Genomic DNA, 10,388 nt, shown 5'->3' with positions numbered 1-10,388 from the left:
ACTTTTGACGTCAGTTATTTTTAGGGGGTATTACCATCTACTCGATAGCCTTAATAGCAGGGTAGTAATACCATTAACGCCCTTGCAGCAATCTGACAAAAGCTACCCCAAGAATCTTTGTCCTGTCGTTGAAATTGAGGGCACAAAATTTGCTCTGTTAACTAACCAACTGACGACTGTCTCTGTTAGCTTTTTGCAAGAGAAGCAAACTTCACTAGCTGCCCACAGAGCACATATTATCGCCGCAATAGATTTTTTAGTTACCGGCATTTAGCGCACGGTACAGCAGATTTTAACAGTCCCGGCTTTAATTACTGCCAGAAGCAATATCCATGCTAATGATAACTATTATCACTTGCCGCGCTGTGGCATAATTGCGCTCAGGCCCATTAAGTAAGGACTGTTATGCGTAATATTGTTAATGCCATTGTCACCGATGTTCATCACTGGAATGACACCCTGTTTAGCTTTAAAACCACGCGCGAGTCGTCTTTTCGCTTTGAAAGCGGTCAGTTTGTTATGATTGGGCTGGAGGTTGATGGCCGGCCTTTAATGCGCGCCTACAGTATTGCCAGCCCTAATTATGATGAAGAGCTTGAGTTTTTCAGCATTAAGGTACCTGACGGCGCGCTGACATCGAGGCTGCAGAATATCAAAGCCGGCGACCAAATTATGCTAACGGTAAGGCCTGCCGGAACCCTGGTACCAGGCTACCTTATTCCCGGCAAACATTTGTATTTATTGAGCACCGGCACAGGGCTGGCGCCTTTTATGAGCATCATACGCGACCCGTTTATTTACGAAAGTTTTGAGAAAATTATCCTGGTGCATGGCACGCGCTGGCGCTCAGAACTGGCATACCAGCATGAAATTGAACAGGTGTTACCAAACAACCCGTACTTTGGTGAAGAAGTTCGCCAAAAGCTGATTTATTACCCCACCGTGACACGGCAAGACTATGTGAGAAACGGCGTGCCACACCAGGGCCGTATTACCGATCTGTTGAACAATGGTAAGTTACTGGCCGATATTGGCATGCCGGCACTTAACCCGCAGCATGACAGATTTATGTTGTGCGGCAACGATGCCATGCTGCAAGAGCTGATGGGTATGCTGGATCAGCGCGGCTTTGCAAAAGCCAACTCGCGCACTATGGGCCATTACGTGATTGAGCAAGCCTTTATTGAAAAATAGTATATTACTCAGAAAGCCATAACATACAAATCCAGTGCTGCGCCCGTTCAATTGCCGCAAGCGCTACGCGATATGAATGAACAGGATAATCATGTATTTGCAATTGAGCGCGATCTTTTAAAGCAATTACATCGACAATAAGTTAAGAAATAACAATGCACTGCTAATTCTATACTCGATATTTAGCTCTTATGGCCTCAAAAATCTGTTTTACCATACTCGCAGAGAAGTAAATGACAAAGTAAATAATTAGTCCGTGCCATAACAGCTGAGCTAGAGAAATAGTTAGCTCTGTTAAATCAAATTTATTAACAAGTGCAGCATTCGAGACATCATAAAAAACCTTTAGTGAAGTTGGGAAAAGAGACGAGTAAACATAATAGCTGAACCAGGTGTAAAACAGCACCATCGCCATTGCGTAAAAAAACACCGTTCTTTGCAGACTTCCGTGGTTAATCCTCATATCCTGAATAAGCTGCAACGGGGTGGTGAAAAGCCTTTTTATAACACCGAAAGCTGTTGTTCGCAGATTTGTGATTCTCATCAGATCACTGGCAATCCAGTACCCATCCATGCGGAAAAAAGGATTGAGATTGAATAAGCTATAAAGCGCCAGCAGTGCCGCAGCAGACATAAAAACAAACTGTTCAGTATAAATAAAGACAAGCCATAGAACAGCGCCAAAAATTGACTGAAAATAACCACCGGCACAATCAATAATAAGACGTTTTTCAGGTTTTAGTCGCCAAGCTTCGGAAAGCTCTGCATAAAACACAATGAAATAAATGTACCACCCTACCCCAATTTCAACTTTACGACACCCGTACTTATAAGCCGCGGCAGCATGCCCCAGTTCGTGAAATATCAACCCTGCACCAATAAGTGCAATTACGGTAATACTGTCACTCCAATTTAGTACTGCCGATTGACGAGAAAAATCACCATTATAGATATAAACACTGATGTGTATCAGGCTAGTCAAAAAAACCAACGCCAATATAACAGCTGCATTGATGCTAAATAGGCCAGCCAAAGGTTTGACTAAGAAATTTACTACTACGGGGGACAATAACCTGAGCTTTATTCTCAGGAGAGGGCTGCTTAAAATCAGCGTCTCTTTTACAGAAGAATCCCTGATAATTCCTTTTTTTAGCAAAAATTCAGAGAAAAAATTGTCAAACTGATTTTCACTAATTGCTCCAGATTGGAGGGAGAAGCACTTTATCTCCTCTTTAGTTCTTGGTTCATAACAGAATTTAATGACGTCAAAAACGTTCCTCTCTATTAAGTAACTCTTCCTGCTTTTTACATAATCCACGCTGCAGATATAACGATCTGTTGAACCTTCAACCAATACAACCTGCACAGTAGAACTTGACTGAAATTTCACTTAACATTCCTCATACGCTTACTGGTTAAAGAACAATCTCATACTAAAATTTAGCATTCTCTACATTGCACTCCTTCATCGCAGAAATAGTTGTAACAGGGATTGCCTTGGCTGCCACTGCAAAACCGCTTCATGAAGGTTGCAGTCTACGGCACTCAATGTTATTGCTAAGCACAGACAAGTGTAAATCCGTTATAAATACTTTCTTATCCATACGCAATCCTCTGATTTTATGGGTTAATAAAATTCTGAGCGAATTTAAATGCTGAGAAACCATCTGGTTTACAGTCTGGAATTAGTTGGCCACTACATTCAATACCTACGTAACTAAAAAGAGCCCTCACGGGCTCTTAAGATAACTCAGTTGTCGTGGCATGTTGGGCGATCTGGTCGCTCACAACCATCACCAGGAGTCCCACCACCATCACCACCGCCACCACCTGAACCACCGCATAAACCAAACTCCACGCGCTCTTCTAACTCTGTAATTTTCAACTCTTGTAAAATGTTATTGTTTTTCATAATAGGTTCCTTTTCATACTTTGTTAATACGTATATTACTATGCATTATCACTAAGAGCGTTACTTTGCAAAGCTTACCTGATACAACTAGATATTAGACTGGGTAACAATTTGTACCATCACCAAATGGCGGAGTGTTACAGAAGCCACCATCGCCGCCGTCACCGCCACCTCCAGAACCACCACACAGGCCAAACTCTACGCGCTCTTCTAACTCAGTAATTTTTAACTCTTGTAAAATGTTATTATTTTCCATTACATGTTCCTTTCTTGTTTTATGTTTTCCCACTACGGGAGCTATCAGTTACGAAACTTATCACATTAAAGCCGTAACCAATTCCTTACTAATCAACTCATTGATAAGTCTAACTTTAAGTTGATTTTCATCATCTAGCTCAAGCCACTGTTGCACATCATTTGCAGTGCAGCCGTTAGAAAGAAGGTGCTTCAGTTCACCTGACCATGTGGGTAGCTTAACGGCTGTCTGCCTCTGTAAATTGAATAGCAAGACATCATCCCCTTGCTCAACCAATCTGGCATTTTGCCGATTTAATTGCAGCCCCGTGTTTTTATAAGACTCATACATATCACTCGAAAAAGTGCCTATATGCTGCTGCATCCATCTATGGCAGCAAGTAATATATTCCCATTCTTGCGGCCGCTGCGTGATATGCCCCTCTAACTGGGAGTATAAGCCTTGCATCACGTCTGAGTTTGTTGGCAGTACTTCACCAGCAATGATCTGATAGCAATTTTCGGAATTTGGCTTTGCGAGGCTAAATAGGGGTAAAACTGGCATTTTAAACGTTGATGCTAATCGTGAAATACCCTCTTTTACATGAATTTTTTTGCCAAAGAAACACACTTCAACACCACCTTCGGATACATGGACGCCATCTGGCCCCATGTTCCCATCAACATAAATAGTGACTATCTGTCCCTTTCTCATTTGCTTAACAAGTTGCTTGCCTACAGAAGGATTATTTACCTCAATCAAGTTAAAACAATTTGCAAACTCGGCGGGCGCGATATGTTTTTGCTGATAGAAGTCCCAATATGCTTTTCCTGCAATAGGCGAAACTACTGGAATACCATTACAAGCTAAATCTACCAGGATGCTGCGGTGTAGTCCGAAGTGGAATAACGCAAGAATAACTCCGCCATGTTGTTGCTGGATTAATGTAATTTCTTTGCAAACATGCTCCCATCCCGAATGTTCTGCTTCGGGTATACCAGTACCTTTTTGCTCAGCAAAGTGTTTAACTAAAAGCGCTAGCCGTTTGTCAAATCTATCAATACAAAATGAGCGATACTCATGATTTTCAATGCTAAGCTGGTCTGCCGCTTGCTCAGAAATATTCAGTAAAGTCTGATAGTTAATCGATGAAAAGAACTTTCTATCAAATTCCATTTGTATAATATAACCGGATAATGTGCTTGGACCTGTTATGTCAAAAAGAACAACGCCAATCAATTAAAAATAACACTTATCACATTTTTATAAACTAAAAATAGAAAAAAGGTACTGAGGTGGAGAAAATAAAAGCTTGATAACGCGGGGTAAAAAAAAAGCGCTCGCGATTATCGCGAGCGCTTTAAAATATTAAACAAAGATACCAATCAAATAACGGTAATTAGCTATTCCTTCACCACATCAATAAAGTACTTCAGCTCGCCGTTTACCATTTCGCGCACTAAACCGTGTACATCGGTTTCAAAGCCCGGGAAAGCGCCGTTAAAGGCGCGGGTAAACTGCAGGTAGCTGATAATAATTTTATTAAAGCGCTCGCCCGGTACCATTAGCGGTATGCCAGGCGGATACGGCGTTACCAGCATAGCGGTAACCCGACCTTCAATTTCGTCAATCGATACCCGCTCAATATCACGGTGCGCCATTCTGGCCCAGGCATCGGCCGGGGTCATCGCAGTTTCAATATTGGATAAGTACATCTCAGTGGTCACTTTGGCCACGTCAAACTTGCGGTACATATTGTGAATTTGCTGACATAAATCACGCAGGCCAACTTTTTCATAGCGCGGATGCTTTTTGGCGAATTCCGGCATAATGCGCCACATTGGCTGGTTTTGATCGTAGTCGTCTTTAAACTGCTGCAGTTCGGTAACCATAGAGTTCCAGCGGCCTTTGGTAATGCCGATGGTAAACATGATAAAGAACGAGTACAGGCCGGTTTTCTCGATAATAATACCGTGCTCGGCCAGGTACTTGCTGACGATAGCGGCAGGAATACCCTGGTCGTCAAACTGACCGTGCAGGTTTAAGCCGGGCGTAATAATGGTGGCTTTAATCGGGTCGAGGATATTAAAGCCCGACTCGATAGCGCCAAAACCATGCCAGCTGTCTTTAGCGTGCAGTGTCCAGTTATCGCGGGTGCCTAAGCCTTCTTCGGGTAACTCGTCCGGGCCCCAAACGCGGAACCACCAGTCGTCATCGCCAAATTCTTCATCGACTTTACGCATAGCACGGCGAAAATCTATCGCTTCCGATAGGCTTTCTTCTACCAGCGCGGTGCCGCCCGGTGCTTCCATCATCGCTGCCGCTACGTCACAGCTGGCAATAATGGCGTATTGCGGGCTGGTAGAGCTGTGCATCAGGTACGACTCGTTAAAACGGTGCGTATCAAGGTTACGGTTTTGCGCGTTTTGCACCAGAATTTGCGACGCCTGCGACAAACCAGCCAGCAACTTATGCGTAGACTGGGTGGCAAATACCAAAGTGTCTTCAGAGCGCGGCCGGTCTTTACCTATGGCATGCATATTTTTGTAGAAATCATGGAAGCTGGCGTGCGGTAACCAGGCTTCATCAAAATGCAGGGTGTCGATGGTCGACCCCAGCTCCTGCTTAATTTCTTCCACGTTATACAAAATACCGTCGTAGGTACTTTGTGTAATGGTTAAAATGCGCGGCTTTTTGTTTTTGGCATTACGGGCAAAGGGGTTGGCTTCAATCTTCTTCGCGATAGCTTCCGGTGAGAACTCACTTTTCGGGATCGGGCCGATAATGCCGTAGTGGTTACGGGTTGGCATTAAAAACACCGGGATAGCGCCAGTCATAATAATCGAGTGCAGTATCGATTTATGGCAGTTACGATCTACCACCACGATATCACCCGGTGCCACTACTGAGTGCCACACCATTTTGTTCGACGTAGAAGTACCGTTGGTCACAAAGAATAAGTGGTCACAGCTGAAAATACGCGCCGCGTTAGCTTCGCTTTCCGCTACCGGGCCGGTGTGGTCCAGCAACTGGCCTAATTCATCAACCGCATTACAGACATCGGCGCGCAGCATATTTTCACCAAAAAACTGGTGAAACATCTGGCCGACCGGGCTTTTTAAAAACGCCACGCCACCGGAGTGGCCGGGGCAGTGCCAAGAGTAAGAGCCGTCAGAGGCATAATCCATCAGCGCATTAAAAAACGGTGGTGCTAAGGCATCGAGGTATTTTTTCGCTTCGCGGATAATGTGCTTGGCCACAAACTCCGGCGTGTCTTCAAACATATGAATAAAGCCGTGCAGCTCGCGCAGTACATCGTTCGGCACATGCCGGGTGGTACGGGTTTCACCATAGAGGAAAATAGGAATATCAGCGTTACGCTTGCGTACTTCTTTGATAAAAGTACGCAGTTCTGCCAGCGCTTTGGCCACTTCTTCTGCGCTGCCGTTACCAAACTCTTCATCGTCTATCGACAAAATAAAGCAGGAGGCGCGGCTGGCCTGCTGGGCAAAGGCGCTTAAATCGACATAGCTGGTATAACCTACTACTTCAAAACCGTGGCTGCTGATAGCCTGGGCTAGGTCACGAATACCGGAGCCGGAGATATTCTCCGAGCGGAAGTCTTCATCGATAACAATAACCGGGAAACGAAAATTCATGCGATTGGTCCTTATTGGTCCATCTTTTTACGCGCTTTCATCAAGCGCTCACGCTTGTACTTTTGCAGCGGCGTTTCAGTGTTCTTTTTATTCGGTGCAAACGGGTTTTCACCCTCGCGGAATTCGATGCGAATAGGCGTACCCATCATTTGCAGGGTTTTACGGAAGTAATTCATCAGATAACGTTTATAGGAATCCGGTAAATCATCCACCTGGTTACCGTGTATTACCACCAGCGGCGGGTTATAACCACCGGCATGGGCATATTTCAGTTTTACCCGACGACCATGCACCAACGGCGGCTGGTGATCTTCCTGCGCCATTTTCATAATACGGGTTAACAAGGCGGTACTGTGACGCTTGGTAGCAGAATCAAAGGCTTCTTCAACCGATTCAAATAAGTTACCTACGCCGGAGCCGTGCAAAGCGGAAATAAAATGCAGCCGGGCAAAGTCGATAAAACCTAAACGGCGGTCCAGCTCGCGTTTTACCTCATCTTTAATGCTGTCGTTTAAGCCATCCCATTTATTTACCGCGATAACCAGCGACCGGCCGGAGTTAAGCACAAAACCCAGGATGCTTAAGTCTTGATCGGAAATGCCTAAGCGGGCATCCAGTACTAAAATCACCACGTTGGCATCTTCAATCGCCTGCAGGGTTTTAACTACCGAGAATTTTTCTACCATATCATCGATTCTGCCGCGACGGCGTACACCGGCGGTATCGATTAAGGTGTAGTCGCGCTCGTTGCGCTGCATCGGAATATAGACAGAATCACGCGTGGTGCCCGGCATATCGAACACCACTACCCGCTCTTCGCCGAGAATACGGTTAGTTAGTGTCGATTTACCGACATTAGGCCGGCCAACTATTGCCAGTTTAATATGTTCACTGCGCAGGCGGGCGGCCTCGGCGTCGGCTTCTTCTTCGGTCAGCGTTTCCAGCGCAGGGCCTTCTGCCGTGTCAACTTCACCGGCCAGACGCTTTTGCTGCTCTTCACTTAACAACGGGATCAGGGCATGATTTAACAACGACGCCACGCCGCGGCCATGCGCAGCAGCAATAGCGTAAACATCGCCCAAGCCTAAACTGTAAAAGTCGGCTACTGCAGTATCCGCATCCAGGCCGTCGGTTTTATTCGCTACCACAAAGACTTTCTTTTCAACTTTGCGGATATGTGCCGCTATGGCTTCATCGCCTACAGTAACGCCAACACGGGCATCGACCATAAACAACACCACATCGGCTTCATCAATGGCTTTTAGCGATTGCTCAGCCATTTCCACTTCAATGCCCTGCTCGTTGCCGTCGATACCACCGGTATCCACCACAATAAATTCCAGCCCTTCAAAATTAACCGAACCGTATTTACGGTCGCGGGTCAGGCCGGGGAAGTCCGCTACCAACGCATCACGGGTGCGGGTTAAGCGGTTAAAAAGTGTCGACTTACCGACATTGGCTCGCCCAACAAGGGCAACGACAGGCAACATTATGTGAACCTCAAAAATAACAAAACAGGCCCGGTACAGGCCTGTTTAAAAACTTCAACCGCTAAACCCGGTTTAAGGCGTTTGTAATAAGACTAGCTCACCGTTACGGCTTTGCACCAACACATAGGCGCCATTGCTTACCGCTTCGGTATAAAATCCGGAGCTGTCCATGCTCTGGCGGGCAACAAAATCGCCATTTTCACGGTTAACCCAGTGCAAATTGCCTTTGTTATCGCCTATGACCAGGTAGTTTTTGTATACCGTAGGCCCGGTCAGGTAGTGTTTGTTCAGGCCAAACTGCGACCAACGCTCAGTACCACTGGCAGTATCCAGTGCATAAATACGACCTTCAGAATCAACCACATACAAAATGCCGTCGGCTAATGCCATATTGCGGAAGCTGGCATAATCACGCTTCCAGATTTGCCGGCCAGTACGCAGTTCCTGCGCAATTAACGAACCGTTATAGGCAATGCTGTACACTGTGCCACCCTGCACCAGCGGTTTAGCATCGACATCCACCAAGCGCGATAAATCGGTAGAACCGGACGGCACCGCTATAGGTTCTTCCCAGGCCTGATAACCACGGTCGGCAATTAACACGCCTAAATGGCCGCTGCCTGAGCCGTAAATTACACCACCGGCTTCAATTACCGGCTCGCTCACACCACGCAGCGTAAGTGCCGGTTGCTCGTTTTCAAACTCCCAACGCTGTTCACCGCTGTCCGGATGTAACGCAATTAAGGTACCGGCGCCGGTTGCTACAACTACCAGACCCTCGCCAACAGCAGGGCGTGCCAACACTTCACCTTTTACCATCTGGCGCCATACCAGCTCACCATCGGTTGACAATGCCACTACTTCGCCATTTTCGGTACCGAAGAACAGCTTGTCGTAACCAAAGCTGATACCGCCGGAAATGCGCGCGTTATCGCCGGACCAAACATCGCTGATGCCCTGCCAGAATGAACTGCCGGCCGGTTTGCGCAAATCAAACAGCCATTTGCGCTTACCGGAGCTAAGGTCAAAGGCGGCGACTAAACCTTCACGGCTGGCAGCATACACCGTGTCTTTAACAATCAGCGGAGTAAGCTGCGAGGCATAATGCTGTACGCCGGAACCAATGCTCTTGCTCCACACTTCATCGGGATCGACGCTGTTTTGTACCGGCGGCAGCACCAACGGTTCTTTGGAAGAGCAACCCGCCAGCAGCACAGCAGTAAGCAGTAAAACTTGTTTTAACTGTAATTTCACGCTTACCTCTTTATGCTGCAGTGACGTGAGCCAGCTCATCCAGCTTAATTTTCAATAACTGCTGATTCTGGCCGGCAGCCGCCAGCGCTTGCTGATAAGCCGCTTTGGCTTCAGGCAACCTGTCGGCCTGCAGCAAAATATCACCTTTGAGTTCAGACTGTATCGCAATAAAGCTGTCCGGTACGGTTTTGGCCAGGGTGCTTAATGCGGCATCAAAATTACCTTGTTCTTGCTGTAACCGCGCCAAACGCAACTGTGCTACCGCCAGTAATGCCGGCTGTTTCGCATTAGCCAGCACCCAATTCAACTGGGCGGCAGCTTTATCATATTGCTGTAGGCTTACTGCGTCTTTGGCTGCCAGTAATGCTGCCAACACCGCGTAGTTATTACCGTCAGATGCATCAACAAAACCCTGAGCCTGAGCCAGCCAGTCTTCACTACCGGCGGCGTCACGTTTTTCTACTAACTGACTGAAGCCGGTTGACGCCTGCTCAGCAGTACTGCGCTGCTCAGCCTGGTAGAAACGAAAGCCATACAACGCTGCCAGGCCCAATACCACACCGGCCAGAATAGCTTTGCCGTATTCATGCCAAAAACGTTTAATGGCTTCTACCTGTTGTTCTTCACTGCTGTAAATTTCCACT

Annotated in this window: 10 protein-coding genes; 2 read left to right on the top strand and 8 right to left on the bottom strand. The window is 46.6% G+C overall.

The window, feature by feature from the left end; genetic code table 11:
* Together HRH59_RS17985 and HRH59_RS17980 are read left to right on the top strand one after the other, a co-directional pair.
* Positions 1-274, top strand: a 274-nt coding sequence (locus HRH59_RS17985) for a CcdB family protein (protein ID WP_173502659.1), incomplete at its 5' end; no start/stop codon positions are given.
* A gap of 131 nt (positions 275-405) precedes the next feature.
* On the top strand, positions 406-1,194 hold the full coding sequence (locus HRH59_RS17980) for a ferredoxin--NADP reductase (protein ID WP_173502658.1): 789 nt from the start codon (positions 406-408) through the stop codon (positions 1,192-1,194).
* Positions 1,195-1,363: 169 nt separating this feature from the next.
* On the opposite strand, the gene HRH59_RS17975 is transcribed toward HRH59_RS17980, so the two are convergent.
* The 8 genes from HRH59_RS17975 to HRH59_RS17940 form a co-directional block, all read right to left on the bottom strand.
* Positions 1,364-2,584 carry a site-2 protease family protein gene (locus HRH59_RS17975; RefSeq protein ID WP_173502657.1) on the bottom strand — a complete coding sequence of 407 codons (1,221 nt, stop codon included), beginning with the start codon at positions 2,582-2,584 and terminating at the stop codon, positions 1,364-1,366.
* 360 nt (positions 2,585-2,944) lie between these two features.
* On the bottom strand, positions 2,945-3,106 hold the full coding sequence (locus HRH59_RS17970; protein ID WP_173502656.1) for a hypothetical protein: 162 nt from the start codon (positions 3,104-3,106) through the stop codon (positions 2,945-2,947).
* Between the two features lie 94 nt (positions 3,107-3,200).
* Positions 3,201-3,362 (bottom strand): hypothetical protein, encoded by a 162-nt coding sequence (locus tag HRH59_RS17965; RefSeq protein ID WP_173502655.1) that lies wholly within the window; start codon positions 3,360-3,362, stop codon positions 3,201-3,203.
* Positions 3,363-3,422: 60 nt separating this feature from the next.
* Entirely contained in the window at positions 3,423-4,517 is a 1,095-nt protein-coding gene (locus HRH59_RS17960) for an LpxL/LpxP family acyltransferase (RefSeq protein WP_173502654.1), read from the bottom strand.
* Positions 4,518-4,744: 227 nt separating this feature from the next.
* Positions 4,745-7,000, bottom strand: coding sequence for an arginine/lysine/ornithine decarboxylase (locus HRH59_RS17955; RefSeq protein ID WP_173502653.1), 2,256 nt, complete (start codon positions 6,998-7,000; stop codon positions 4,745-4,747).
* An 11-nt stretch (positions 7,001-7,011) separates the two neighbouring features.
* Positions 7,012-8,490 (bottom strand): ribosome biogenesis GTPase Der, encoded by a 1,479-nt coding sequence (gene der, locus HRH59_RS17950; protein WP_173502652.1) that lies wholly within the window; start codon positions 8,488-8,490, stop codon positions 7,012-7,014.
* Between the two features lie 72 nt (positions 8,491-8,562).
* Positions 8,563-9,744 (bottom strand): outer membrane protein assembly factor BamB, encoded by a 1,182-nt coding sequence (gene bamB / locus HRH59_RS17945; RefSeq protein WP_173502651.1) that lies wholly within the window; start codon positions 9,742-9,744, stop codon positions 8,563-8,565.
* 10 nt (positions 9,745-9,754) lie between these two features.
* On the bottom strand, positions 9,755-10,387 hold the full coding sequence (locus HRH59_RS17940; protein WP_173502650.1) for a YfgM family protein: 633 nt from the start codon (positions 10,385-10,387) through the stop codon (positions 9,755-9,757).
* Between the last annotated feature and the right edge of the window lies 1 nt (position 10,388).

The sequence above is a fragment of the Rheinheimera lutimaris genome, from assembly GCF_013283795.1.
GTDB lineage: Bacteria > Pseudomonadota > Gammaproteobacteria > Enterobacterales > Alteromonadaceae > Alishewanella > Alishewanella lutimaris.
Note: the sequence above shows the minus strand (reverse complement) of the source record. Positions and strands in the feature narration are given on the sequence as shown.

Coding starts and splice junctions, on each gene's coding strand:
- HRH59_RS17955 (WP_173502653.1), bottom strand. CDS start 7,000: ATGAATTTTCGTTTCCCGGTTATTGTTATCGATGAAGACTTCCGCTCG.
- HRH59_RS17980 (WP_173502658.1), top strand. CDS start 406: ATGCGTAATATTGTTAATGCCATTGTCACCGATGTTCATCACTGGAAT.
- HRH59_RS17960 (WP_173502654.1), bottom strand. CDS start 4,517: ATGGAATTTGATAGAAAGTTCTTTTCATCGATTAACTATCAGACTTTA.
- HRH59_RS17970 (WP_173502656.1), bottom strand. CDS start 3,106: ATGAAAAACAATAACATTTTACAAGAGTTGAAAATTACAGAGTTAGAA.
- der (WP_173502652.1), bottom strand. CDS start 8,490: ATGTTGCCTGTCGTTGCCCTTGTTGGGCGAGCCAATGTCGGTAAGTCG.
- HRH59_RS17965 (WP_173502655.1), bottom strand. CDS start 3,362: ATGGAAAATAATAACATTTTACAAGAGTTAAAAATTACTGAGTTAGAA.